Origin of the sequence: Xenorhabdus sp. PB30.3 (assembly GCF_963895965.1) — a bacterium.
GTDB classification, from domain to species: Bacteria; Pseudomonadota; Gammaproteobacteria; order Enterobacterales; family Enterobacteriaceae; genus Xenorhabdus; species Xenorhabdus stockiae.
This window is the reverse complement of sequence record NZ_CAWQMW010000024.1, coordinates 52,901-78,585: the sequence shown is the minus strand read 5'-3', so window position 1 is coordinate 78,585 and position 25,685 is coordinate 52,901. Positions and strand designations below refer to the sequence as shown.

Below are 25,685 nucleotides of genomic sequence, written 5' to 3'. Positions count from 1 at the left end.
GCAAAAAATATATTAACAGGCATTATTGGCAACAAATAATTAACACTAAATCAACTGTAATGAAATAATAGCTGAAATACTTAACAAGAAAATGAAAAAAATGACTAAAATCAATTTATTACTATAAATTCTGTTCGCTTAAATTGATTTAATTGATCTAGAATAAAGAGATATTACCTCATAAATGAACGGCACTATTAGTCTGTATTCAGAATTCTAGTCTGAGTCACGTAAAAGCTATTTATTGTGTGTGAATATAGGCGTAATATTATTGAGATTTATACTGGATTTGATTTACTTAATAATTTGTTGTTGTGTTTGAGGCATTTATTGCTGGTAGTTACGAGACTTTCATTTAATGAAGTCGGGTTGCCGCAAGTCGGTGTCTTCCTGCTAGGAGCAAGGAGTCAAGATGTTTGATATTGTCGAACTGTCACGATTACAGTTTGCCTTAACTGCTATGTACCATTTCCTATTCGTACCATTGACGCTCGGCATGGCGTTCTTGCTTGCGATAATGGAAACGGTATATGTCCTGTCTGGCAAGCAAATCTATAAAGATATGACGAAATTCTGGGGTAAGTTATTTGGTATTAACTTTGCTCTGGGTGTTGCAACAGGTTTGACTATGGAGTTCCAGTTCGGAACAAACTGGTCATATTTCTCACATTATGTTGGTGATATTTTTGGTGCACCATTAGCCATTGAAGGCCTGATGGCTTTCTTCCTCGAATCCACATTTGTTGGCTTATTCTTTTTCGGTTGGGATCGTCTGAGCAAGAAACAGCATCTGGCGGTAACATGGCTGGTTGCATTAGGTTCTAACTTCTCTGCTTTATGGATTCTGATTGCGAATGGCTGGATGCAAAACCCGATTGCATCTGATTTCAATTTTGAAACCATGCGTATGGAAATGGTGAGCTTTAGCGAGCTTGTGCTGAACCCTGTTGCTCAGGTGAAATTCGTTCATACTGTTGCTGCTGGTTATGTGACAGGCGCGGTTTTCGTCTTGGGAATAAGCTCCTACTATCTGCTTAAAGGGCGAGATATTCCATTTGCTAAGCGTTCTTTTGCTATTGCATCAAGTTTTGGTATTGCGGCAGTATTGTCTGTCATTGTACTGGGTGATGAATCCGGATACGAAATGGGGGACGTACAAAAAACCAAGCTGGCTGCGATTGAAGCAGAATGGGAAACACAGGCACCTCCGGCTGCATTCACACTGATAGGTATTCCTGATCAGGATAAGATGGAAAATAAATACTCCATCCATATTCCTTACGTCTTAGGTCTTATAGCGACCCGCTCAACTGATACTCCTGTGATTGGTCTGCGTGACTTGATGAGTCAGCACGAGCAACGTATCCGTAACGGACTTAAAGCTTATGAGTTACTGGAAGAATTGCGTGCAGGCAATACTGACCCGGCAGTACGTAGCGCATTCAACGAAAGTAAGAAAGATCTTGGCTACGGTATGTTGGTCAAACGTTACACTCCAGAGGTAACAAACGCGACAGAAGAACAGATCAAAGCAGCTGCGAAAGACTCTATTCCACGTGTAGCTCCACTCTATTTTGCATTCCGTATCATGGTTGCCTGTGGCTTTATCATGCTGTTGGTTATTGGCCTGGCATTCTTCAGCGTTATCCGTAACCGTATCGGTCAGCAGAAATGGTTGTTACGCGCAGCACTGTTCAGTATTCCATTGCCATGGATTGCTGTTGAAGCAGGCTGGTTTGTTGCAGAGTATGGACGTCAGCCGTGGGCAATTGGTGAAGTATTACCAACCGCGGTTGCCGCTTCGACACGCAGTGTCGGGGATCTGATTTTCTCAATGGCACTGATTTGTGGTCTGTATACCTTATTCTTGATTGCTGAAATGTTCCTGATGTTCAAATTTGCCCGTCTTGGCCCAAGTAGCCTCAAAACAGGGCGCTATCATTTTGAACAAAAAGCCGTTTCTTCAACGAAGAATTCTTCAGTGAACAGTATTGAGTAAGCGGGAGTCCACTTATGCTTGATTATGAAGTATTACGATTTATATGGTGGCTGCTGATTGGTGTGTTGCTAATCGGGTTTGCAGTGACCGATGGTTTTGACATGGGTGTTGGTGTCCTGTTGCGGGTTATTGGCAAAAATGACACTGAACGCCGTATCATGATTAACTCTGTAGCCCCTCACTGGGATGGCAATCAGGTGTGGTTAATCACCGCTGGGGGAGCATTATTTGCTGCCTGGCCAATGGTGTATGCTGCTGCTTTCTCCGGTTTCTACGTCGCGATGATTCTGGTACTGGCGGCTCTGTTCTTCCGTCCGGTTGGTTTTGACTATCGTTCAAAACTGGAAGACAGAAAATGGCGTAATATGTGGGACTGGGGAATTGTTGTCGGCAGTTTCGTGCCACCGTTGGTAATTGGTGTGGCATTCGGCAACCTGTTACAGGGTGTGCCACTGGCGGTAGATTCTTATTTACGCGTATCTTATGAAGGATCTTTCTTTGGGCTACTGAACCCTTATGGTCTTCTCGCCGGTGTTGTCAGCTTGATGATGATCATTACGCAGGGAGCAACTTACCTGCAAATGCGTACTACAGGTGAATTACACTTACGCTCCCGTACTGCGACACAGGTTTGTGCGTTAATCACAGCGGTGGCTTTCTTACTGGCGGGTGTGTGGCTGATTTACGGTATCGATGGTTATGTTGTGACTGGCGGTCTGGATGTAAACGGCGTATCTAACCCATTACATAAAGAAGTGGTTCAACAGGCAGGCGCATGGCTGATCAACTTTAATAACCAGCCGATATTGTGGGCGATACCTGCACTGGGTGTGGTTTTCCCTCTGTTAACTATGTTAGCCACCAAACTGGATAAAGGTGCCTGGGCTTTCCTGTTCTCATCATTGACGGTTGCCTGCATTATTTTGACCGCAGGGATATCCATGTTCCCGTTTGTGATGCCATCAAGCCTTGATCCGAATGTCAGTCTGACCATGTGGGATGCAACATCCAGTCAGTGGACACTACAAATTATGTTCGTTGTTGCACTTATCTTCGTTCCTATTGTTTTGTCATACACCATCTGGTGTTACTACAAAACCTTCGGGCGGCTGGATAAGGGTTACATTGAAAACAACAAACATTCACTGTACTAAAGGAGCATAGCACATGTGGTATTTTGCCTGGATTCTCGGAACGCTCTTAGCTTGTAGTTTTGCCATTATTGCGGCTTTAGCTCTTGAGCACAGTGAGTCAAAAAAAGTAACTGAGAGTGACAAAAAATAATGTTGGTTGATAGACTTTATCAGCTAATAATGAATAAGGGCCTGTTGAGGGCCCTTATCCTCGTTATGGCTTTAGGGCTTGCTTTATGTATTTTGTGGGATCCGACCCGATTTGCATCGAACACCAGTTCGTTGATGATATGGCAGGGTATTTTACTTATTTGGGCAATTTGTTCCGGGGTTATTTTCGGCGTTGGATTTAATCCTAAACATTTTGTCTGGTGTCTCTTCTTTCATCCATTACCCGCACTTTTAATCCTTATTTTTGGCTTATATCATTTCTTTAAGTAAACTATTTGTAATTTTATAGGATACTGGTCCATAAATTTTTTTTGACTAGTTTAATAACAACCCATTCCAAAGCGCTATTGTCTTAAGTATAGTGGCAGCGTCAATTAGTCTGATTAGGATTATGTGTGAGTAATATGTTGTTCCGTTGGCCTATCCGTGTTTATTACGAAGACACAGATGCTAGTGGTGTGGTCTATCACGCTCAATATCTGGCTTTTTATGAAAGAGCCCGCACAGAAATGTTGCGTGATAAGGGCTTTCACCAGAAGTATATGTTGGATGAACAAATTGGTTTTGTTGTCAGTCGCATGACCGTTGACTACCGGAAGCCAGCCAGATTAGATGATCAGCTGGTTGTGGAGTGCGAAGTGACGAATATCCGCGGTGCTTCGCTGACATTTACTCAACGGATAATTGATTGCAATGATGTAGTTATCAGTAACGCAGAATGTCTGGTTGTCTGCGTAAATTCATCTCAAATGAAGCCTATTGCGCTTCCAAAGTCTATTGTCGCGGAGTTTAAGCAGTGACTGACATGAACATCCTAGATTTATTCCTGAAGGCAGGCTTTTTAGTACAGCTGATCATGTTAATTCTGATTGGTTTTTCTGTCGTCTCTTGGGCGATTATTATTCAAAGAACAAGAATTCTGAATTCCGCTACTCGGGAAGTGGAAGCATTTGAAGATAAATTCTGGTCTGGGATTGAATTGTCTCGTCTTTATAAAGAGAGTCAGTCACATCGTGATTCATTAAGCGGTACTGAACAAATTTTCTATTCTGGCTTTAAAGAATTTTCTCGTTTACATCAGGCAAACAGCCATGCGCCTGAAGCTATTCTTACCGGGGCTTCCCGTGCTATGCGTATTTCCATGAACCGTGAATTGGAAACACTGGAAAATCATATTCCATTCCTGGGTACCGTCGGTTCTATCAGCCCTTATATCGGCTTGTTCGGGACTGTCTGGGGAATTATGCATGCTTTCATTGCGCTGGGATCAGTGAAACAGGCAACGTTACAGATGGTTGCGCCCGGTATCGCAGAAGCTCTGATTGCAACAGCAATCGGTCTGTTTGCAGCCATTCCTGCCGTTATGGCTTATAACCGTCTGAATCAGCGTGTCAATAAACTGGAACAAACTTACGACAATTTTATGGAAGAATTTCTGGCGATATTACACCGTCAGGCTTTTGTTTCTAATACTAACAAGTCGTAATAAAGAGTAAGGGGAAAAGCGAATGGCGCGCACTCGCAGTCGCAGACGTGAGCTAAAATCCGAAATTAATATCGTTCCCTTGCTGGACGTGTTACTGGTTTTACTGCTGATTTTTATGGCAACCGCACCAATTATTACGCAAAGCGTAGAAGTTGATTTACCTGACTCAGTGGATTCAAAAACGGTTTCCAGCACTGATAATCCTCCCGTTATAGTAGAGGTTTCTGGGGTAGGGCGGTACAACATGGTTGTTAATCAGGAGCGTCTGGAATTATTACCAGAGCAACAAATTATTGCTGAAGCTCAAACTCTGATAAAAGCTAACCCTAAAACAATTTTCTTGATTGGGGGTTCAAAAGAAGTTCCTTATGATGAAGTCATCAAGGCTCTGAATATGCTTCGTCAGGCGGGAGTGAAATCAGTGGGTTTAATGACTCAGCCTATTGGCGCCTGAATGGCGACTTACACTTAAAGTTTCTGGATGTCGAGCGTGGGAAAGACAAACAAGCAAAACAGCAGGCTAAATCGCGCCATTATTATTTCAGTTATTTTGCACATTATCCTGTTCGGGTTTCTGATTTGGGGCTCTTTAGAACAAAAAACTGAGATGGGCGGTGGTGGAGTCGGTGGTACAGTTATTGATGCGGTTATGGTCGATCCAAATGCCGTAGTTCAACAATATAACCAGCAGCAACAGCAACAGGCTAATGCAAAGCTGGCTGAGCAGCAGCGGAAGAAAAAAGCCGAACAACAGGCTGCTGAATTGCGGGCTAAGCAGGCTGAAGAGCAAGAGCGCCTGAAAGCTGCGGAAGAAGAGCGGATAAAGGCACAGCAGGTTGCGCAAGAGCAGAAAAAACAGGCTGATGCTGCTGCCGCTAAAGCTCGTCAAGAGCAGAAAATTGCAGAAGAAGCAGCAGCCAAAGCGAAAGCAGAGCAGGAAAGAATTCTGAAAGAACAGGAAGAGGCTCGACAAAAGGCCGAGGCTCAGGCCAGAAAAGAAGCTGAAGAAGCGGCGAAACGTAAAGCCGAAGCGGAAGCGAAGGCAAAAGCAGAGGCTGAGGCAAAAGCTAAAGCAGAAGCCGAAGTAAAGGCGAAAGCGGCTGCTGAAGAGAAAGCTAAAGCGGAAGCAGCAGCTAAAGCCAAAGCAGAGGCCAAAGCAAAAGCGAAAGCCAAGGCAGAAGAGGCCAAACAGGCTCAGACAGTCGATGATTTGTTAGGGGGGCTAACTTCCGACACACCTAAACCGGGAGGTGCATCCGCAGCAGGTAAAGGTGGAGGCAAAAAAAGTGGCGTTTCTGAATCGGATATCAATAATTATAAAGGACAAATTCGGGCGGCAATTCAGGGTAAATTTCTTGATCCGAGTTTGTTCTTAGGGCGCACCTGTGATTTGACGATAAAATTGGCACCGGATGGTATGTTAATTAGTATTCATGCTAATGGAGGCGATCCTGCTCTGTGCCAAGCGGCAATTGCAGTGGCTAACCAAACTAAAATGCCCCGCCCACCAAGTAAAGAGGTTTATGAACATTTCAAGAGTTTCTCACTAGACTTTAAGCCGTAGTAAGATAAATATTTGGTAATAATAGACAATTTATTAGGTAAAACTGCGGATAATTTATCTATGTAAACAAAATCATCAGATTTTATTTAGGTATCTGGTTTTGTTTGTTGGCGTTTGTTAGAATCCGGCGGATTATTGCGGGCATGGTGATCGCGATAAGGGAGAGATGATGAAGCAAACTTTTAAACTGACGTTTAAGGCATTATTGGGCTTTCTACTGCTGTGGGCAACAGTTGCCCGTGCGGAAGTTCGCATTGAAATTACAGAGGGTGTTGATTCAGCCCGTCCTATTGGCGTTGTGCCATTCAAATGGACTGGGGCGGATAATCCACCTGAAGCAATTGGTTCTATTGTTGCAGCTGATTTGAGAAACAGTGGGAAGTTTAATCCCATCACTTCGGATCGTATGCCACAACAACCTACCACGGCATCTGAAGTTACGCCTGCCGCATGGTCTGCCCTTGGGATAGATTCAGTGGTTGTCGGGCAGGTTCAGCCTGCTGCTGATGGTAAATATTTAGTTTCCTATCAATTGGTTGATGTCGTTGGTACGCCAGGTTCGGTCTTGGCTCAGAATCAATTTCAAGTTGATAAAAAATGGCTGCGCTATGCTGCACATACAGTCAGTAATGAAGTATTTGAAAAACTGACTGGTATCAAGGGAGCATTTGCGACTCGTATAGCTTATGTCGTTAAGAAAACAGCTACTGATAAATACCCGTATGAATTGCGTGTTGCTGATTATGACGGCTATAACGAAAATATCGTGCATCGTTCACCAGCACCTTTAATGTCACCGGCATGGTCACCAGATAGTTCTCAACTGGCTTATGTGACATTTGAAGGCGGGCACTCTTCTCTGGTGATCCAGACACTGGCAACAGGGGCTGTGCGTCAGATTGCATCGTTTCCTCGTCACAACGGTGCACCGGCATTTTCCCCAGATGGCACCAAGCTCGCTTTTGCATTATCTAAAACGGGAAGCCTGAATTTATATTTGATGGATTTGGCCTCAGGGCAAATTAATCAGATAACGGATGGCCGCAGTAACAATACTGAGCCAAGCTGGATGCCGGATAATAAGACGCTGGTCTATACTTCGGACCAGGGCGGTCGCCCACAGTTATATAAAATTGATATTAATGGCGGTGCTCCACAACGACTGACTTGGGAAGGTTCACAGAACCAGGACGCTGATGTGAGTCCTGACGGTACTTTTATCGTTATGGTCAGCACAGCGAGTGGCAGTCAGCACATCGCCAAACAGGATCTGGCAACGGGATCTGTTCAGGTTTTGACAGATACGTTTCTAGATGAAACGCCGAGTATCGCACCTAACGGCACTATGGTTATTTATAGCTCCACCCAAGGGTTGGGGACTGTATTGCAGCTAGTTTCGACTGACGGACGTTTCAAAGCGCGTCTTCCGGCCACTGATGGACAGGTGAAATCTCCTGCCTGGTCGCCGTATCTGTGATGCATAACAAGTATGTATGGCAAACTATAAAAGGATCAAAGAGATGCAATTGAACAAAGTGCTAAAAGGGCTGATGTTAGCTTTACCAATCATGGCCGTAGCAGCGTGTAGTAATACCAATAAAAATGGTAACAGTGATCAGTCAGGCGTAAGCACTGTTGATAATTCTTCTAAAGCAGGTCTGTCTGCTGAAGAATTAGCACGTCAGCAAATGCAGGAACTGCAAAACCACAACATCGTATACTTCGGTTTCGATAAATACGATATCAACAATGAATTCGCTCAGATGCTGGATGCACACGCTGCATTCCTGCGTAGCAATCCATCTGTTAAAGTGACTATCGAAGGTCATGCGGATGAGCGTGGTACTCCTGAGTACAATATCGCTCTGGGTGAGCGTCGTGCAAATGCAGTTAAAATGTATCTGCAAGGCAAAGGCGTTTCAGCTGACCAGCTTGCTGTTGTTTCTTACGGTAAAGAAAAACCAGCAGTACTGGGTCATGACGAAGCAGCATACGCTAAAAACCGTCGCGCTGTAATCGTATACTAAGAGTAAAGCATGAACAGTAACTTCAGACGTTTTGTATTGGGTCTGTCGTTATTGGTTGGCGTAGCGGCTCCTTGGGCCGCTACCGCCCGAGCGCCAATCAGTAATGTCGGCTCAGGCTCCACCGATGAGCGCCTTTCCCAGTTAGAGCGTATTTCTGACGCTCACAGCCAGTTATTAACTCAACTTCAGCAGCAACTTGCTGATTCCCAGCGTGATATTGATACGCTACGTGGTCAGATTCAGGAAAATCAGTACCAATTAAATCAGGTTATTGAGCGCCAGAAGGACATTTATCAGCAGCTGGATAAAATCACCAACCCTTCAGGCTCTGAAACTGATAATGCTACTCCGTCAGCAGAGAAAAGCGCAGATAATCAACCGGTCGCTGCCACGAATACAGGCAGTGAGAAGGGTGATTATGATGCTGCCGTCGCTTTAGCTATTAATACCAAGGAGTATGATAAGGCAATCGTCGCTTTTCAGAACTTTGTCAAAGCGTATCCTAAGTCTAAATACCTTTCGAATGCTAACTATTGGCTAGGTCAGCTGAATTACAACAAAGGCAAGAAAGATGATGCGGCTTATTATTTTGCGACTGTGGTGAAAAATTATCCTAAGTCATCAAAAAGCAGCGATTCCTTGTATAAAGTTGGCCTGATTATGCAGGAAAAAGGGCAAAAGGATAAAGCCAAGGCAGTTTATCAGCAGGTGGTTAAGCAATATCCCGGTACCAACGCGGCAAAAATGGCTGCCAAAAAGATTACTGGAATGTAATAATTATCCCCAAAAGGTTATATATCGGTCTTTTTGGGGATAATTGGGCGATTAGTAGTCGCTTGAACGGGTTTTAATAAAATAAATGTTGCGCCGCGCTGAGAAATCAGTAATATATGCCGCCGTTGGCAAGCAATAGTGTTGCTAAGCAAGATGTAAATGGGTCGTTAGCTCAGTCGGTAGAGCAGTTGACTTTTAATCAATTGGTCGCAGGTTCGAATCCTGCACGACCCACCATTTAAATCTTCAATTCAGATATACCCCAGATGGGTCGTTAGCTCAGTCGGTAGAGCAGTTGACTTTTAATCAATTGGTCGCAGGTTCGAATCCTGCACGACCCACCATCTAAATTCTCAATCCAATATTCTTCAAATAATTAATAACCTCAATTGGTAGAGCAATTGACTTTTAATCAATTGGTCACAGGTTCGAGCCGAGCGAAGCGAGACAACAACGCATAAGCGTTGGCCCGAAGGGTGAGGCCGGAGGCCGAAACATCCTGCACGACCCACCATCTAAATTCTCAATCTAATATTCTTCAAGTAATGACTGAAATCAGTCGGTAGAGCAGTTGGCATTTAATCAATTGGTCGCAGGTTCGAGCCGAGCGAAGCGAGACAACAACGCATAAGCGTTGGCCCGAAGGGTAAGGCCGGAGGCCGAATCATCCTGCTCGACCCATCTGTATATATCCTAATGTCACTCTGTGTTTATTTTAATTATTCTAAAACTAAATAAGTTTCTTTTTATGATGTCACTCATTATTTTAACATTGTTATTATTTACTAATTATTAATAATTGGTTTTTTATGTTTACCATATCAGCGTCTGGTAATTGACATTAAAATTTCTAAAATACTTAAAGACTTTTACTTAAAAACTCGCTATCTTGTTTAGTATATAAAACAAAAGCTGGCTTAAATGTCGGTTTTTAACCTAATTTAATGCCTTTGTTATTGATATACTAAACATTAATTACGGTAAGGATAAAAAAGCATGGATTTTCTCAGCAGATTTTTCAGTATAAATAACCATATCCCTGTGGAGGTATTTGGTTATCAACCATCATATATCGAGGCTGTTGGTACAATTGCAGGTTTATTATGTATCTGGCTTGCGAGTCAGGAAAAAATTATTAACTATTTATTTGGTTTAATTAATGTTTCCCTATTTGCGGTGATATTTTTTCAAATCCAGCTTTATGCCAGTCTTATGCTACAAATTTTCTTCTTTGCTGCAAACATTTATGGTTGGTATGCCTGGAGCAGAGTCGATGAACAGCAACAGAAAGAATTAAAGATCCGCTGGCTTAGCCCCAAACAGGTGTTCAGTGTGGCTACTGTTTCCCTCCTTTTTATCCTGATAATGACATTTAATATTGACCAAATATTTGGTTATATGGCAAAAGTTTCTGTTATTGCTTTACAGGGAATGGGCTTTGGGATCACCATGCCTGACCTGCTGCCAGATGCTTTCCCGTTCTGGGATTCGGTTATGACCGTATTATCAATAGTGGCTATGGTTCTCATGACTCGTAAGCATGTAGAAAATTGGCTGCTGTGGGTGGTTATTAATGTGATCAGCGTTGCCATTTACTACAAGCAAGGCGTATTAGCGATGTCGTTGCAGTATATTATCCTGACAGGAATTGCTTTGAACGGTGCTCGTCTATGGATAAAAGTAGCTAAGAATAATCATGAAACATCATCTACAGTGAGTACTTCCACTGAAAATTCAAATTAATAACTAGCCCGGAACAGGCCATAATAACTTATGGTCTGTTCGTTGATATTCCATTTATATATCCTCTTTCTAATTTTCTCTTTTATAAAAAGTCTGCTTATTTACTCACAAAGATTATTTACAGCACTTCATCTAACAGTTAGATTGAGATCACAAAATTATTTTAAACAACTGTAAACACGTTAGGTGAAAGGCCGATGAATTACCAGAATGACGATGTAAGGATAAGAAAAATAACAGAATTATTGCCACCAGTTGCATTGCTTGAAAAATTCCCTGCAACAAAAGACACTGCTACTACCGTTCGTGAAGCTCGCGAAGCCATTCATAACATTTTAACTGGTGCAGATGATCGTCTATTGGTAATAATTGGCCCATGTTCAATTCATGACCCAAAGGCTGCACTGGAATATGCAGAGCGACTGAATAAATTGCGCCGCGAATTGAAAGGAGATCTGGAAATCGTGATGCGGGTTTATTTTGAAAAACCGCGTACTACAATCGGCTGGAAAGGGTTAATCAATGACCCGAAAATGGATTGTAGCTTTGATATTAATGATGGATTACGCACAGCACGCAAACTCCTGCTCGATATTAATGATATTGGGTTACCGGCAGCAGGTGAATTCCTTGATATGATTACTCCCCAGTATCTTGCCGATCTTATGAGCTGGGGAGCAATAGGAGCACGTACAACCGAATCTCAGGTTCACCGTGAGCTGGCATCAGGGCTATCCTGCCCGGTTGGTTTTAAAAACGGTACTGACGGTACAATAAAAGTAGCGATTGATGCCATCAATGCTGCCGGTTCATCACACTGCTTCCTGTCAGTAACTAAATGGGGTCATTCTGCCATCGTTAATACGACGGGCAATCAGGATTGCCATATTATTCTGCGTGGCGGAAAAGAGCCAAACTACAGTGCTGAACATGTCAGCGCGGTGAAAGAAGGTTTATTAAAAGCAGGGCTGAAACCGCAGGTCATGATTGATTTCAGCCATGCAAACAGTGCGAAGCAGTTCAAAAGGCAGATGGATGTTGGAGCCGATGTTTGTGGACAGATCTCTGCCGGAGAGAATGCGATTATCGGTGTGATGGTTGAAAGCCATCTGGTTGAAGGCAACCAAAGTCTAGATGATGATGAGCCACTGGTTTATGGGAAAAGTGTGACAGATGCCTGTATTGGCTGGGATGATACAGAAACGCTATTACAGCAGTTGTCTCAGGCTGTCAGAACACGCCGAGGATGATTTTGTATGAAAAAGCCGGAGTGATTTCCGGCTTTTTCTATTTTACTCAATTATTTCGCTTTACCCTGGTTTGCGACAGCAGCTGCTTTTGCAGCGATTTCATCCGCATTACCCAGATAATAGTGTTTAATTGGCTTCATATTCTCGTCGAATTCATAAACCAGCGGTACAGCAGTTGGAATATTTAACTCAAGAATTTCGTCTTCGCCCATATTATCCAGATATTTCACCAGTGCGCGCAGAGAATTGCCGTGAGCAGCGATGATAACTTTTTCACCGTTTGCAACGCGAGGTTTAATTACTTCTTCCCAGTAAGGAACAACACGTTCGATAGTCGTTGCCAGGCTTTCTGTGACAGGAAGTTCTTCTGGTTTCAGGTTTGCATAGCGAGGGTCATGGCCGGGATAACGTTCATCATCTTTGGTCAGATCAGGAGGAGTGATGGCAAAGCCACGACGCCACAATTTAACCTGATCATCACCATACTTAGCCGCAGTTTCTGCTTTATCCAGACCTTGCAGGGCACCATAATGGCGTTCATTCAGTTTCCAGCTTTTTTCAACCGGTAGCCATTGTTGATCGACCTGATCCAGAATATTCCACAAAGTATGAATGGCGCGTTTTAAAACAGATGTGTAGGCAAAATCAAAAGCAAAACCTTCCTGTTTCAGCAATTGACCAGCCTGTTGTGCTTCATTGCGACCTTTATCAGACAGTTCAACATCAGTCCAGCCCGTAAAACGGTTCTCTTTGTTCCACTCACTCTCACCATGTCTTACAAGAACCAGCTTAGTTACAGCCATAGCTTAAACTCCTATCATTACTTTTTAATACAAAATGAAATGCTCGCTGCGGGCATTATATGGCGCGATAGACGGAAACAGCAAACAATAGTCGATGAACTTCTGTCTTAAATCATATATGGGAGGAGTTGCAGCCTGACTGGCTGCAACTTGAAATCCATTGTGTATAGATAGGATAGCGGAAATTAGCTGATGATCGTTTTAATCGGATAAGTGTAAAACAGCAGGTGTAACACATTAAGGGTAAAATGGAATCCGACAGCTACCCATAAACGACCACTCCACATCCACGCTATACCATAAATCAGGCCTGCCAGTGTTGCGAAGGCCATCAATAGTCCACCGCCAGCGAAGTGGGCGGCACCAAATAGCACAGAAGTAATGATCAGCGCAAAGTAGGGACTCATCCACTGACTGAGCTTTTGCTGAATATAGCCACGGAATAGGGCTTCTTCTGCCAGTGATACAAATAAAATATTGGCAACAACGAAGGCAGGAAACCAACTAGGCAGGTGGAGTTCAACTGCCAACCCGCCAAGCGTTGTAGCAAGCCCTAATAATGCTGGTATTGCTGCGATTAACAACGCCCAGCCATGGGCAGGAGCATTAACTACTGGGTTACAGCGGAATAGGCTTGGCATACAGCACAATAAGAGAAAAGGAACCAGTGCCTTGTCAAAATTGAAGTACATGGAAAAAGGTGCGCTGAGTGGCCCAACCTGTACTTTGTCCAGATATTTCAGGTTATGAAAACCGGGAATAAAATGTATAAATAACAAAATACTAACGATAACCAACATAGCTTCGGTAATGCTTTTACCGATAATATGCCTTTTGCTATTGAAATAGACATGCGCCACACCCAATACACTTATCATTAATAATGAGATGATCGCGGGGTAGGCCAGTATATGAGTGCTGATCCCAACAGCGATAGCTAAGAATACAATGAAAAATGCGATTTTTTGGCGAATATCTAACAGTGCCAGCGAAGCGGCAAGTAAAGTCCAGCCCATAAAATTCTCGGTTCTTTTTAAAAAATAGGTAAACAATCTAAAAAATAGGGCGGGATTTTATAGCAAGAGACAAAAAATTCAAAAAAATAATAAGAACTATCAAAAAAACGTTTATAGAACACGCTACACATTTATTTTTCTTCAGTATCAGCTGAGAGAGGAGTTGATATTTTATGGATTTCAGGCCGGCCTCCGGTCAGAGGTGGCCTGAAAAGATGAAGAGTATTAGAAAATCACAAAAGAGGGCTAAAAGTCAGCTCGGTTTCATAACGATAAATATCGCCATCAGGAATAAATTTCAGTCGATGGGTGATGCATTCTGGGGCATCTTCCTGATGATGTGAGACAAACAGAAGTTGCGTATCACCATTTTTAATCATGATATCAATGAAACGCAGGACTAACTGCCGGTTGAGTGAATCAAGCCCTTGCAATGGCTCATCAAGAATTAACAAAGCCGGATGTTTCACTAAGGCACGGGCAATTAATACAAGGCGTTGCTGACCCCATGACAGACTATGAAACGGACTGTTTGCCGTTGTATCGGATAAACCCAATAATGCCAGCCACTCATCTGCCAATTGTCGTTGACGATCAGAAACGGCCTGATAAAGCCCGATGGAGTCGAAGAAACCGGAGAGAATAACATTACGGACACTGGTACTGACACGATATTCAAGGTGAATACTATTACTGACATAACCAATGTGGCGTTTAATATCCCAGATAGTTTCTCCACTGCCTCGCTGGCGACCAAATAAAACCAGCTGATTACTGTAACCCTGAGGATGATCGCCGGTAATCAGGCTGAGAAGAGTGGATTTTCCTGCTCCATTCTCGCCAATAATCTGCCAGTTTTCACCGGGATTAACCTGCCAGCTTAGGTCATGTAATATCGGTTTATCATTGTATTGAACAACAACATCATGCATTGATACCAGCGGTTGATCTGAGAGAAGCTGCTCATCAATTCGGTACTCATCTGTTTCCGGCAGACGAATATTCTTTAGCTTTTCACTGTGTGCTAATTGTGCAACCAGAGACTCAGCCAAAATGTGCTTTTTTTCTCCGGATAGCATCAGCTGACAATCGGCGAGTACACCAATTCTTTCAACAAAATCAGGGATCTGGTTAAATCTGTTTAACAGGAAAATCAGTGTGATACCTTTTTCGGCCAGTGTTGCTAATAACTGAGATAACTGAGTGCGGGCATAAGCATCTAATCCGTCAAAAGGCTCATCAAGGATAAGAAGGTCTGGATTGGCCATTAATGCCTGACAAAGCAACACCTTTCTCACTTCACCGGTAGAAAGATACTTGAAACGGCGTGAAAGCAGATCTTTAATGCCAAAATATGCCGAGAGCTCAAGGCACAATTCATTATCTTTATGGTGGAGCTGAATGATTTCTGCGGCAGTGTGTCCAGTATCGTCTTCACCCTCACTGAGCAGGTCTGTATTGTTGCGTTGCCATTCTTTATCAACCAGTTGCTGAAGTTGCTCGAAAGAGAGGCGTACAGGAGTATGAAATGAGCAATGTATTTCACCCGTCAGTTGGGTTAATTCATTCGATAAAACACAGGCCAGAGAAGACTTCCCACTGCCATTAGAACCGACAAATGCCCAGTTCTCTCCAGAGATGATTTTTAGTGACGGTATCTTCAGGATACGGGTGTCACTTAAACGGAAACTACCTTGCGATACTTGCAATTCAGACATTTTTCTTCCTTATTTAAGCAACATCAACTAAAGGATCACAGAAATAAGCGGAATAATGTTCAATGTCAATGAGTAGTCGTCTGTTATTCGTTATGGATTTATATTTCGGGATGGGGGAATATTAATTGTTAGGGGGGCATTCGGATGTCCCTGACGGGGGCAAATATACCCGTTGTCTTTCAAGTTGCCTCTTTGTTGGCTGCATTCGCTCACCCCAATCGTATAGTTATCTATACTCAGGGGACTTGCTCTTTTGACGCCGCGATGCAACTCGAAATCCATAGGGTATATACTTAATTTAATGCTGCAATAATCACTTTATCAGCACCAAAAAGAGCGGTGACAGTATCATTCGGCTGAAGACCTAAACTTTCTATTTCCTGATTGGATAAGGTGGCGCAGAGAGATTCGCCACTATTCAGACTCACGATAATTTCGCTGCACTGTACTCCTGCCTCAATCTGGCTGATTTGGCCGGATAACTGATTTTCAAAAACGACGGCATTTTCGAAAGAGTTAATGTCTCCGGAAGACGTCGTGTTACAGGAAACGGTAGCTCCTTTACGTAAGGTGATCCACGGAGCTTTAATAAGTGCGATCACCTCTTTTCCTTTTATCAGTCCTAAGCGTTCAGCACTTTGTTCTGTTACAGAAGCGCGGATAGATGTTTTGCCATCAGCCAGCAGAATACAAATATTTTGCTGAATATTTCCATTATCACGTTCAACGACTGTACCGAAAAATTGATTTCTGGCGCTGGATTGTAAAGAAAACCGCGAAATGGCTGCCAGCAGACTATCCAGAGGCAGTGAATCCTGTTTGAGAGCATCGAATGCTTTTTGCTGAATTTGTTCCAGCAGGCCGTAAAGCTGTATCAGCCGTTCGCCATAAGAAGTCAGTTGAGCGCCACCGCCGCCTTTGCCGCCGGTCGCTCTTTTAACCAATAGCTCATCTGCCAGATGGTTCATCTCATTAATAGCATCCCAGGCACTTTTATAACTGATACCAGCCTGTCTGGCTCCCTGACTGATAGAGCCCGTAATTTTTATCTGCTTCAGCAATTCAATCCGCCGAGGATCGGCGAAAACCCGATGCTGCAATTTAAGAGTTAATAATATTTCGGCTTGCATAGTGATTCATTTCAGGTAACTATTTGAAAGTTTTTACAGAATAACCGTAAGAATCGCACGTTTCGTCGGTTACTGTTACCTTTTTATTGTCTAGAATAGCGTAATTGTTGTCTGTGCAGTAAAGCTTTTTATTTCATTACCGGGCGCTCATTACCGGATGAGAGTGAAGCTGAATCAGGCACAGCTTATTGTTCGATTCGATGATAGTCATTCATGATATGGGGTATACATGTTTGAACTGATTAAAAGTATAGCGTTTGAACTGGTCATGGTTCCTGTTGTCATGGCAGCCATTCTTGGACTGATTTATGGATTGGGTGAATTGTTTAACCTTATCTCTAAAAGTGAAACACAAAGTATTGAGCGCTAATTTTGGTTGAATTTGATCGCCAGCGCCTCTGCGATTTTTTTCCTAAAGAAGTCATATCCTGAGAGCAGTCTGTTGATAAACCCTGTTATTTTAAACAGGGTTTATTTTTTTACGGCATAAGTTCTATCTGACGAGTCTCTTTCCCCAGCCAAATCACAGCGCCTACAGCCACCAGAATTGAAAACCCGAACAGGGAAAAAATCAGGGAGATCGATGAATTCATCGCAACCAGATAACCGATCATCAAAGGGCCAATGATACCACCTATCCGCCCGACTGATGCAGCCATGCCAGCACCGGTTGCGCGAATTGCTGTCGGATATTGTTCCGGCGTGTAGGCGTAGATTGCTCCCCAGGCACCAAGATTGAAAAATGACAGCAAAATGCCAAAGATAAGAAGCTGGGTAATACTATCAGCCGTACCGAAGAAATAGGCACTGACAGCAGTTCCGATTAGATAGCTCGCCAGAACGAATTTACGTCCGTAGCGTTCAATCATCCATGCGGCAGTAAAGTAACCGGGAAGCTGAGCCAGCGTCATGATTAGCACATATTGGAAACTTTTTATCAGGCTAAACCCCTTCAGTATCATGACGCTTGGCAGCCACAAAAACATTCCATAATAGGAAAATACTACGCAGAACCACAAAACCCACAACATGACTGTTGCTCGACGATAATCGGCCGACCATACTTCCCGTATATTATTCATAACTGAATTGAGGGGTTTCTGGGAGCGCATTTGTGTATAGCGTGGCGAATCGGGTAAATGCAAACGAAGGTAGATAGCGTAAAAAGCTGGTAGAGCACTCAGCAACATAGCAACCCGCCACCCATAACTTGGAATAACAAAATAAGCAATCAATGCCGCGGCAAGCCAGCCGAAGGCCCAGAAGCTTTCCAGTATCACAACCAGACGCCCACGCTCATGGGGTTCTACGCTTTCGGACACCAGCGTTGACGCGACGGGGAGTTCTCCGCCTAAACCCATACCGATAATAAAACGCAGAACCAACAATGCTGCTAATGTGGTCACCAATGCCGTTAAGCCACTACCAACACTAAACAGCAATAATGTGACAATAAAGGCTGACTTTCGTCCGGTCTTATCAGCCATCACGCCAAAGACAAAAGCACCGACAGCCATGCCTATTGAATTAATACTGCCTATCCAGCCTAACTGTTCTGAGCTCAGCCCCCAGTCCTGTTTCAGGGCTGCCAGTAAAAAGGATAAGAGACCGACATCCAGAGCATCAAACATCCAGCCCAGGCCAGCTATTGTCAGCAGCCGTTTTTTGGTGATGTTTTTTTGTAATGGGGTGATGTGTAACAAAAGTTAGCCCTCATTTATGTAACATATCGAATGTTTTTCACTTTTAAAATGCGCCCTGTTCCGGCACATATCAGCAGTTATATTCAATGAATTTTGTGTTGTATTGCGGCCAACAAAGAGGCAACTTGAAAGATGAAAAGCATATAATACAACAGGGTATGGCACTGTATATCACTTCTTTTCTCCGTATCACTACATTAACAATACTGACGATTATTTGTGTTTTTTGCGTAATCTTTACATCAAATTAATACAAAAGCTAAAACTAGCTCACAACTTGCCGATTAATCTCAGAATAGTATTTTCATTTAACGTTGTATCTTGTTATATACAGCGCACCGTTTTGGTTATCATAAGTGAAATACAACATGAAAAAGCGCGTAATAAAGAATTTTTATCAGTTATTGGCTGGAGCTGTAGTATCTTTTGCTCTTGTTAGCAACACTTGGGCAGCGGAAAAAGTGACTGTTTTTGCTGCTGCATCATTGACGAATGCACTTAACGATATTGCCGAACAGTATAAAAAAGATACTCGAGGAGAGGTTGTTGCTTCTTACGCATCATCTTCAACACTGGCTCGTCAAATAGAACAGGGAGCCCCCGCAGATCTGTTTATTTCTGCTGACCAACAATGGATGGATTATATTTCGGGTAAAAAACTCATTATTGAAGAGACTCGTCATACTTTGTTGGGGAATCAACTGGTTCTGATTGCGCCCAAAAAGAGTAAGCTGAATAAAATCGATATCAATCAGGAAACAAAATGGAGTTCTTTACTGGCCGGAGGACATCTGGCTGTTGGGGATCCTGACCATGTTCCTGTGGGTATTTATGCCAAAGAATCCCTGCAATATCTGGGAGTATGGGATTTAGTTAATCCATTGTTGGCCCGAACTAACAATGTGCGTAGTGGTATGGCTCTGGTCGAGCGTGAAGAAGTGCCACTGGGAATTGTTTATGGATCTGATGCTGTTGCCAGCAAAAAAGTGAAAATTGTTGGTGTATTCCCGCAAGAGAGTCATAAACCGGTGGAATATCCGGTTGCAATTATTAAAGGTCATGAAAATCAGGCAGTACAGGATTTTTATGATTATCTTAAAACCCCTGAAGCCGTAGAAATTTTCACACGTTACGGTTTTAATTCACTGTAGGAACTGTTCTTTTGGAGATGTTAAGTGAATATGAATGGCAGGCAATTTTACTGAGTCTGAAAGTCTCAGGGATTGCAGTGCTGTTCAGTTTGCCATTAGGGATTTTGATGGCATGGGTTCTGGCACGTTGTCAGTTTTTCGGGAAATCCCTGCTGGATAGTGTTATCCATTTACCGCTGGTCTTACCCCCGGTTGTTGTTGGTTATCTGTTGTTAATGAGTATGGGGCGTCGCGGTATCTTCGGGGAATTTCTCTATGACTGGTTCGGTGTTAGCTTTGCATTTAACTGGACAGGTGCTGCTCTGGCTTCGGCGGTTGTTTCCTTTCCGCTCATGGTCAGGGCAATCCGTCTGGCACTGGAAGCGATAGATCTTCGTCTGGAACAGGCGGCCCACACGTTAGGAGCCAGTTCACTTAAGGTCTTTTTCACGATTACTTTACCACTTTCATTGCCGGGTATTATTGTTGGCTCTGTGCTGGCATTTGCCCGTTCACTGGGGGAATTTGGCGCAACCATCACTTTTGTGTCAAATATTCCCGGTGAGACTCGTACCATTCCTCTTGCCATGTACACATTGATTGAAATGCCCGGAGCAGAAACTGCCGCCGCACGTTTATGTGTGATCGCAGTAATTTTGGCTCTGGTGTCATTACTGCTGTCTGAATGGCTGACCCGCTGGGGCAGAAAACGTCTGGGGGCAGCATGTTAGAATTAAATTTCGAACAGCATCTGGGTGATCTGCATATGCAGGTTGATACCACATTGCCAGCGGAAAGCATTACTGCCATCTTCGGGCTTTCCGGAGCAGGAAAAACCTCGTTAATCAATGCCATTGCCGGTCTGACCCGGCCACAAAAAGGCCGCATTACCTTAAACGAACGCATTCTGGTAGATACAGAGCACAAAATATTTCTGCCACCGGAAAAACGTCGAATCGGCTATGTATTTCAGGATGCCCGGCTTTTTCCTCATTATCGGGTCAAAGGAAATTTGCAATATGGTATGTCACCGGACATGCAACCACATTTTGGCAAAATTGTAGAATTGCTTGGTATTGAGCATTTGCTATCACGTTTCCCGATAACCTTATCTGGTGGGGAAAAACAGCGGGTTGCGATTGGGCGGGCATTACTGACGGGACCTGAACTCTTGTTGATGGATGAACCTATGGCTTCACTGGATCTGCCCCGTAAACGTGAATTATTGCCGTATCTGGAAAAATTGTCTGAAGATATCAAAATTCCGATCCTGTATGTCAGTCACAATTTGGATGAAATTATCCATCTGGCTGATAACGTAGTTGTTATGGATAAAGGAAAAATCAGGATGTCGGGCACATTGGAAGAAGTGTGGTCAAACAGCATCCTGCGACCGTGGCTGCAAAAGGATAACCTGAGCAGTATATTAACTGTAACAGTGATGGAGCATCATCAGCGTTACCATATGACAGCAGTGGCGGTGGCTGATAAAGCTCTCTGGTTACCGGAAATTAATGTCACAGAGGGAACTGATTTGCGTATCCGCATTGATGCTTCCGATGTTTCTTTAGTATTAGAGCCGCCAAAAGGCAGTAGTATTCGTAATACCTTACAGGTAAAAGTCATTGAATTTTTCGAGGATGCTGGTCAGGTTGATGTCAAACTTGCTCTGGGTGACCGTTATCTGTGGGCAAGGATTACTCCGTGGGCACGGGAAGCACTTAATCTGCGTGAAGGGCAATGGTTGTATGCGCAAATTAAAAGTATTGCGTTAAATCGGCACTTATAAACTGAATATAGTGGAATGGAAGGAGCACAGGTGACTTATGCTCCTTCCAGAGTGAAACAAATTACAGCACATATTTTCGGATAACTTCCGCAATACCGGGCTGAACATTATCTTTGGTAACAAGATCTGCCCGCGCTTTGACATCATCAACGGCATTTCCCATCGCAACTCCCAAACCTGCGGATTCCAGCATACTGATGTCATTAAAATTATCGCCAAAAGCAATAACATCTTTCATACTCATCCCTTGTGATTCAACCCATTGCTGTAAACGCAGCCCTTTACTATTGCCCTTTTTGGCGATATCGACCTGATCAAACCATGACCATTCACACTCCAGATCGACTTCTTCCCTGATCTGCTCACTGACCTCACGTAATTTCGCTAAATCGGGGGACGTAGTGGCAAGTTTCCAGATGAAATTGACATTATTCAGTGCTTCCTGAAAGTTGTTGATATGCAGGAGAGTAGGGCGCTGATGCTCAGGCAGAGAATCGGACCATGCAAGGGTTCGGGTAACGGTATGTGGAGACTCGTATAAAATAGCATCATCAACATACATCAGATGATCAATTTCAGTGCCCTGTAAATAAGAAAGTACTTGAGAGGCTTCCTGAATAGAGAGAGGATTAGCGGCCAGAACCTTTTTAGCCTGATAATCATATGAATAAGCCCCGTTACAGCAAATCGCCGGAGTGTCGAGCTTAAGCGCCTGATAGAACGGGTGGATGGCAACATGATGGCGGCCGGTGGCGATCAAAACCTTAATACCCGCTTGACGGGCTTCATTTAGAGCCGCGAGCGATTCTGGCAGAATATTTTTTTGTGGATCGAGCAGTGTTCCATCCAGATCCAGTGCGATAACGCGGTATGACATGAATTAGCCTCTAAACTGTTGATGATTTGAACAAATATTATATGTTAATGAAAAACAGTTAAACTGATAATTATAAGTTTAACAGACATATCTTTTCAGGAATCATTGCAGATCAATAAAATAGTGATGGAGCTTTAAGGAGAGAAAATGAAACAAGTAGTTTATACAGCGAGTCCGAATAGTCGTCAGATCCACGTCTGGTCCCTGAATATTGCCGGAGAACTTTCACTGCTCCAGACAGTCAGTGTACCGGGCGAAGTACAGCCAATGGTCATCCATCCTGATGGAAAGCATTTATATGTTGGGATACGCCCTCAGTTCAGCATCGTAACTTATAAAATTAGGGCTGACGGACGATTGGAGCAGCAATCTATTGCTCCGTTGCCGGGAAGTCCGACACATATCTCAACGGACAGAGCAGGGTGTTTTTTATTTTCTGCTTCCTATAGCTTCAATAACTTAAGTGTCCATCCTATTGATGAAAAGGGCATTGCTAAAGCGCCGATTCAAGTCGTAGAAGGACTGAAAGCGCCACATTCCGCCAATATTGATCGGGAAAACCGTCAGTTATTGGTTCCATGTCTGAAGGAAGATCACATCCGTATTTTTGATCTGAATGATCACGGATATCTGACAGAACGTCGTGCTGATGAAATGACGACAAAAGCCGGAGCTGGCCCACGCCATATGGCTTTCCATCCTGAAAAAGAGGCCATTTATTGCATCAATGAACTCGATTCAACCGTTGATGTACTACGTAAATGGGAAAAATACCGGATTGTGCAGTCAATTGATTCGTTACCTGCTGATTTCTCGGCTGTTCGATGGTCTGCGGATATTCACATCACACCTGATGGCCGCCATCTTTATACCAGTGAGCGCTCTGAGAGTGTTATCAGCCACTTTATCGTGTCAGAAGATGGTTATCATCTGACATTGGCAGGGCATTATCCAACAGAAACCCAGCCCCGTGGTTTTGCTATCGATCACAGTGGATGTTTCTTAATTGCCTCTGGGCAAAAATCAGATCATATTTCCGTATCCGGTATTGATAAATACACCGGAAAACTTACTCAATTGGCGCGTTATCCGGTTGGTAAAGGCCCAATGTGGGTAACGGTACTGGCACTATAAGTAAAAAGCCGCGCAGATTTTTAGCGCGGCAATTCATCATTTTTCTGTAATATACAAAAAATAAATTTGTATTTAAAAATTATTTTAGACGAAATTAAAAGTTCCAATCCCGGAGAAAACGATAGGGTATGTAACCAATATATTATGCTGATATACAGAAATTAAATCACCTAAATAAACATTTCCTTTAAATAAACGCAGGTGGATTTTTTGTGGGTAAATAAAAAGCTGAAAATTAAGTGGTGTGTTTATGATTGTATTGGTGTGATGAACTACTCCGCTAAGATAAAGATTGTTAAGATTTATTTGTGGCATGTTATAGCTGCCATAAATATATCCGTTGAAATTAGCATTTCTTCTTGTATGTGGATTGTTGCCAATTAAAACAGGATAAGATGATACCTGAATGAATGGATAGCTCCCAATTTGATGATAGGTGTTAATATTAAAATATCCGCTAACATACTCTGCCATCTTAATGACAGGAATAGGATAAATTGGTGGGTTTATTACAGGAATCCCCCCAAACAAATTAGCAAGCTCAGGCTTTTCTTTTGCTATAGCCTCATAATGTAATTGTTCTTGTTCATAAATATCCTGAGACTGTTTAAATATAGCTTCCATTTCTTCATTAGAAGGTACGGACAATTTTTCCTGATTCATAGTGTATTCCTCTCTGATTAAAGTAAATAAGACTGAGTGGAATATAACAAAAATATTTTATTTAGATGAGAAGGAATGCATTTAATTGATTGCCAATATTTATCAGGAATTGACTTTTACTAATAAATGGCTTGTTATTTTTTATAATAAATAAAAGTGGCAGCATTATTATTAGTGCTGCCGTTAATGATTAAATTACTGCATCAGCAATAGCATTTGTCAGTTTCAATAACTGCTCAGGCTGAATAATATAAGGCGGCATTAAATAAATTAAACGCCCGAATGGTCTGATCCAGACTCCCTGTTGGACAAAGTGGCGCTGTAATACGGCTACATCAACAGGTTGTTTCATTTCCACCACACCAATGGCACCCAATACCCGGACATCTTTAACTGAATTATATGATTTCAGAGGCAATAACTCTGCTTTTAAGCCGGATTCAATTGAGTGAATGCGTTGCTGCCACGGGCTTTCAGTGAGTAATTTCAGACTGGCTCCGGCAACGGCACAGGCCAGCGGATTCCCCATAAATGTCGGGCCATGCATAAAACAGCCTGCCTCACCCTGACTGATGGTTTCGGCAACATGGCGGGTCGTTAATGTTGCGGATAAAGTCATATAGCCGCCTGTCAGCGCCTTACCTAAGCACAAAATATCTGGCTCGATATTTGCGTGTTCACAGGCAAAGAGCTTGCCGGTTCGCCCGAAGCCGGTAGCGATTTCATCTGCGATCAGCAAAATTTGGTATTCATCACAAAGGTTGCGCACCTTGCGCAGGTATTCAGGGTGGTAGATCCGCATTCCACCGGCTCCCTGAACAATTGGCTCCAGAATAACGGCGGCGATTTCATCATGATGCTGTAACAGTAATTGCTGGAAAGAAGAGATATCTTCTGGTTGCCATTCGCCATCAAAGCGGGATTGTGGGGCATCAGCAAACAAATGATTGGGGAGATAGCCCTGATACAGACTGTGCATAGAGTTTTCGGGATCACAAACCGACATGGCGCCGAAAGTATCACCATGATAACCATGACGTAGCGTCAGGAATTTTTGTCGTCTTTTCTGCTGCTGTTGCCCTTTTGCCTGCCAGTATTGCAAAGCCATTTTCATGGCAACTTCCACGGCAACCGAGCCGGAATCGGCCAGAAAAACACATTCCAGCGATGCAGGCGTCATTGCTACCAGTTGTTTGCACAATTCTACTGCTGGTGGATGAGTAATGCCGCCAAACATCACATGCGACATCTTATCAATTTGCGATTTTGCGGCTTCATTCAGTACGGGATGATTGTAGCCGTGAATTGCCGCCCACCATGAGGACATACCGTCAATTAATTGACGCCCATCTGACAATACCAGTTCAACACCACTGGCAGAATCGACCGGATAAGTCGGTAGCGGGTTGCTCATGGATGTATATGGATGCCAGATGTGGCGCAGGTCAAATTCAATATCTGAAGGATTCATAATAAATTCGTTGTAAACCTTTTAGATCTAGTTTTGGTTGACATGATAACGGCGTTATTTAAACTGACAACTTTTATTTCATGTTTTATTTCATGCTGGAGAAG

The 25,685-nt window shown here is 43.2% G+C and carries 26 protein-coding genes, 2 tRNA genes and 2 other RNA genes; 22 read left to right on the top strand and 8 right to left on the bottom strand.

What is annotated here, in order from left to right; genetic code table 11:
- The first annotated feature begins 412 nt into the window (after positions 1 to 412).
- The 17 genes from cydA to aroG all read left to right on the top strand — a co-directional run bounded on the left by cydA (position 413) and on the right by aroG (position 12,147).
- A complete protein-coding gene (gene cydA, locus AACX38_RS02790) occupies positions 413 to 1,999 on the top strand; it encodes a cytochrome ubiquinol oxidase subunit I (protein ID WP_099122488.1) in 1,587 nt (528 codons plus the stop codon).
- Between the two features lie 14 nt (positions 2,000 to 2,013).
- Positions 2,014 to 3,153 (top strand): cytochrome d ubiquinol oxidase subunit II, encoded by a 1,140-nt coding sequence (cydB, locus tag AACX38_RS02785; RefSeq protein ID WP_099122489.1) that lies wholly within the window; start codon positions 2,014 to 2,016, stop codon positions 3,151 to 3,153.
- Between the two features lie 13 nt (positions 3,154 to 3,166).
- Positions 3,167 to 3,283 (top strand): cytochrome bd-I oxidase subunit CydX, encoded by a 117-nt coding sequence (gene cydX, locus AACX38_RS02780; protein ID WP_099109110.1) that lies wholly within the window; start codon positions 3,167 to 3,169, stop codon positions 3,281 to 3,283.
- Complete coding sequence (gene ybgE, locus AACX38_RS02775) at positions 3,283 to 3,573, top strand: cyd operon protein YbgE (protein ID WP_228863513.1); 291 nt, start codon at positions 3,283 to 3,285, stop codon at positions 3,571 to 3,573. The genes cydX and ybgE overlap by 1 nt, the downstream gene beginning before the upstream one ends.
- Positions 3,574 to 3,698: 125 nt before the next feature.
- The gene (gene ybgC / locus AACX38_RS02770; RefSeq protein ID WP_339385651.1) at positions 3,699 to 4,103 is read left to right on the top strand and encodes a tol-pal system-associated acyl-CoA thioesterase; all 405 of its coding nucleotides are present in this window, start codon (positions 3,699 to 3,701) and stop codon (positions 4,101 to 4,103) included.
- The gene (gene tolQ, locus AACX38_RS02765; protein WP_099109113.1) at positions 4,100 to 4,789 is read left to right on the top strand and encodes a Tol-Pal system protein TolQ; all 690 of its coding nucleotides are present in this window, start codon (positions 4,100 to 4,102) and stop codon (positions 4,787 to 4,789) included. Before ybgC ends, tolQ begins: the two co-directional genes overlap by 4 nt.
- Before the next feature lie 22 nt (positions 4,790 to 4,811).
- Positions 4,812 to 5,243: a colicin uptake protein TolR gene (gene tolR, locus AACX38_RS02760; protein WP_086953752.1), complete on the top strand. Its 432-nt coding sequence runs from the start codon at positions 4,812 to 4,814 to the stop codon at positions 5,241 to 5,243.
- A gap of 36 nt (positions 5,244 to 5,279) precedes the next feature.
- On the top strand, positions 5,280 to 6,353 hold the full coding sequence (gene tolA, locus AACX38_RS02755) for a cell envelope integrity protein TolA (protein ID WP_228863512.1): 1,074 nt from the start codon (positions 5,280 to 5,282) through the stop codon (positions 6,351 to 6,353).
- Positions 6,354 to 6,522: 169 nt separating this feature from the next.
- Positions 6,523 to 7,830, top strand: a complete 1,308-nt coding sequence (gene tolB / locus AACX38_RS02750) for a Tol-Pal system beta propeller repeat protein TolB (RefSeq protein ID WP_099122492.1) — start codon at positions 6,523 to 6,525, stop codon at positions 7,828 to 7,830.
- Between the two features lie 43 nt (positions 7,831 to 7,873).
- A complete protein-coding gene (gene pal, locus AACX38_RS02745) occupies positions 7,874 to 8,380 on the top strand; it encodes a peptidoglycan-associated lipoprotein Pal (RefSeq protein ID WP_099109116.1) in 507 nt (168 codons plus the stop codon).
- A gap of 9 nt (positions 8,381 to 8,389) precedes the next feature.
- Positions 8,390 to 9,154, top strand: coding sequence for a cell division protein CpoB (cpoB, locus tag AACX38_RS02740; protein WP_228863511.1), 765 nt, complete (start codon positions 8,390 to 8,392; stop codon positions 9,152 to 9,154).
- Positions 9,155 to 9,315: 161 nt separating this feature from the next.
- Positions 9,316 to 9,391, top strand: a tRNA-Lys gene (locus AACX38_RS02735).
- 31 nt (positions 9,392 to 9,422) lie between these two features.
- Positions 9,423 to 9,498 (top strand) — tRNA-Lys (locus AACX38_RS02730).
- 37 nt (positions 9,499 to 9,535) lie between these two features.
- Positions 9,536 to 9,668, top strand: a non-coding RNA gene (locus AACX38_RS02725) — RtT sRNA.
- Between the two features lie 37 nt (positions 9,669 to 9,705).
- Positions 9,706 to 9,838, top strand: a non-coding RNA gene (locus AACX38_RS02720) — RtT sRNA.
- A 312-nt stretch (positions 9,839 to 10,150) separates the two neighbouring features.
- Positions 10,151 to 10,897 (top strand): nicotinamide riboside transporter PnuC, encoded by a 747-nt coding sequence (gene pnuC / locus AACX38_RS02715; RefSeq protein ID WP_228863510.1) that lies wholly within the window; start codon positions 10,151 to 10,153, stop codon positions 10,895 to 10,897.
- Between the two features lie 197 nt (positions 10,898 to 11,094).
- Positions 11,095 to 12,147, top strand: coding sequence for a 3-deoxy-7-phosphoheptulonate synthase AroG (gene aroG, locus AACX38_RS02710; protein ID WP_099122495.1), 1,053 nt, complete (start codon positions 11,095 to 11,097; stop codon positions 12,145 to 12,147).
- Between the two features lie 50 nt (positions 12,148 to 12,197).
- Here aroG and gpmA read toward each other — a convergent pair whose 3' ends face one another.
- The 4 genes from gpmA to modE all read right to left on the bottom strand — a co-directional run bounded on the left by gpmA (position 12,198) and on the right by modE (position 16,814).
- A complete protein-coding gene (gpmA, locus tag AACX38_RS02705; protein ID WP_099122496.1) occupies positions 12,198 to 12,950 on the bottom strand; it encodes a 2,3-diphosphoglycerate-dependent phosphoglycerate mutase in 753 nt (250 codons plus the stop codon).
- Between the two features lie 185 nt (positions 12,951 to 13,135).
- Complete coding sequence (locus AACX38_RS02700) at positions 13,136 to 13,966, bottom strand: CPBP family intramembrane glutamic endopeptidase (RefSeq protein ID WP_228863509.1); 831 nt, start codon at positions 13,964 to 13,966, stop codon at positions 13,136 to 13,138.
- Positions 13,967 to 14,199: 233 nt separating this feature from the next.
- A complete protein-coding gene (modF, locus tag AACX38_RS02695; protein ID WP_228863508.1) occupies positions 14,200 to 15,684 on the bottom strand; it encodes a molybdate ABC transporter ATP-binding protein ModF in 1,485 nt (494 codons plus the stop codon).
- A 293-nt stretch (positions 15,685 to 15,977) separates the two neighbouring features.
- Positions 15,978 to 16,814, bottom strand: a complete 837-nt coding sequence (modE, locus tag AACX38_RS02690) for a molybdenum-dependent transcriptional regulator (RefSeq protein WP_228863507.1) — start codon at positions 16,812 to 16,814, stop codon at positions 15,978 to 15,980.
- Positions 16,815 to 17,043: 229 nt separating this feature from the next.
- Here modE and AACX38_RS02685 point away from each other — a divergent pair, with 229 nt between their 5' ends.
- On the top strand, positions 17,044 to 17,184 hold the full coding sequence (locus AACX38_RS02685) for an AcrZ family multidrug efflux pump-associated protein (RefSeq protein ID WP_099109125.1): 141 nt from the start codon (positions 17,044 to 17,046) through the stop codon (positions 17,182 to 17,184).
- Positions 17,185 to 17,293: 109 nt separating this feature from the next.
- Here AACX38_RS02685 and AACX38_RS02680 read toward each other — a convergent pair whose 3' ends face one another.
- Positions 17,294 to 18,517, bottom strand: coding sequence for an MFS transporter (locus AACX38_RS02680; protein ID WP_304957139.1), 1,224 nt, complete (start codon positions 18,515 to 18,517; stop codon positions 17,294 to 17,296).
- 368 nt (positions 18,518 to 18,885) lie between these two features.
- On the opposite strand from AACX38_RS02680, the gene modA reads away from it, so the two are divergent.
- The 3 genes from modA to modC are packed head-to-tail and all read left to right on the top strand — an operon-like array spanning position 18,886 to position 21,436.
- Positions 18,886 to 19,668: a molybdate ABC transporter substrate-binding protein gene (modA, locus tag AACX38_RS02675; protein WP_228863506.1), complete on the top strand. Its 783-nt coding sequence runs from the start codon at positions 18,886 to 18,888 to the stop codon at positions 19,666 to 19,668.
- Positions 19,669 to 19,685: 17 nt separating this feature from the next.
- Positions 19,686 to 20,378, top strand: coding sequence for a molybdate ABC transporter permease subunit (gene modB / locus AACX38_RS02670; RefSeq protein WP_099109127.1), 693 nt, complete (start codon positions 19,686 to 19,688; stop codon positions 20,376 to 20,378).
- Positions 20,372 to 21,436 carry a molybdenum ABC transporter ATP-binding protein ModC gene (gene modC, locus AACX38_RS02665; protein WP_228863505.1) on the top strand — a complete coding sequence of 355 codons (1,065 nt, stop codon included), beginning with the start codon at positions 20,372 to 20,374 and terminating at the stop codon, positions 21,434 to 21,436. The genes modB and modC overlap by 7 nt, the downstream gene beginning before the upstream one ends.
- Before the next feature lie 61 nt (positions 21,437 to 21,497).
- On the opposite strand, the gene AACX38_RS02660 is transcribed toward modC, so the two are convergent.
- A complete protein-coding gene (locus AACX38_RS02660; protein WP_228863504.1) occupies positions 21,498 to 22,313 on the bottom strand; it encodes a pyridoxal phosphatase in 816 nt (271 codons plus the stop codon).
- A 147-nt stretch (positions 22,314 to 22,460) separates the two neighbouring features.
- Here AACX38_RS02660 and pgl point away from each other — a divergent pair, with 147 nt between their 5' ends.
- Positions 22,461 to 23,447, top strand: a complete 987-nt coding sequence (pgl, locus tag AACX38_RS02655) for a 6-phosphogluconolactonase (RefSeq protein WP_228863503.1) — start codon at positions 22,461 to 22,463, stop codon at positions 23,445 to 23,447.
- Positions 23,448 to 23,531: 84 nt separating this feature from the next.
- Here pgl and AACX38_RS02650 read toward each other — a convergent pair whose 3' ends face one another.
- Positions 23,532 to 24,110: a hypothetical protein gene (locus AACX38_RS02650; protein ID WP_228863502.1), complete on the bottom strand. Its 579-nt coding sequence runs from the start codon at positions 24,108 to 24,110 to the stop codon at positions 23,532 to 23,534.
- A gap of 190 nt (positions 24,111 to 24,300) precedes the next feature.
- The gene (gene bioA, locus AACX38_RS02645) at positions 24,301 to 25,581 is read right to left on the bottom strand and encodes an adenosylmethionine--8-amino-7-oxononanoate transaminase (RefSeq protein WP_228863501.1); all 1,281 of its coding nucleotides are present in this window, start codon (positions 25,579 to 25,581) and stop codon (positions 24,301 to 24,303) included.
- Positions 25,582 to 25,685: the final 104 nt, after the last annotated feature.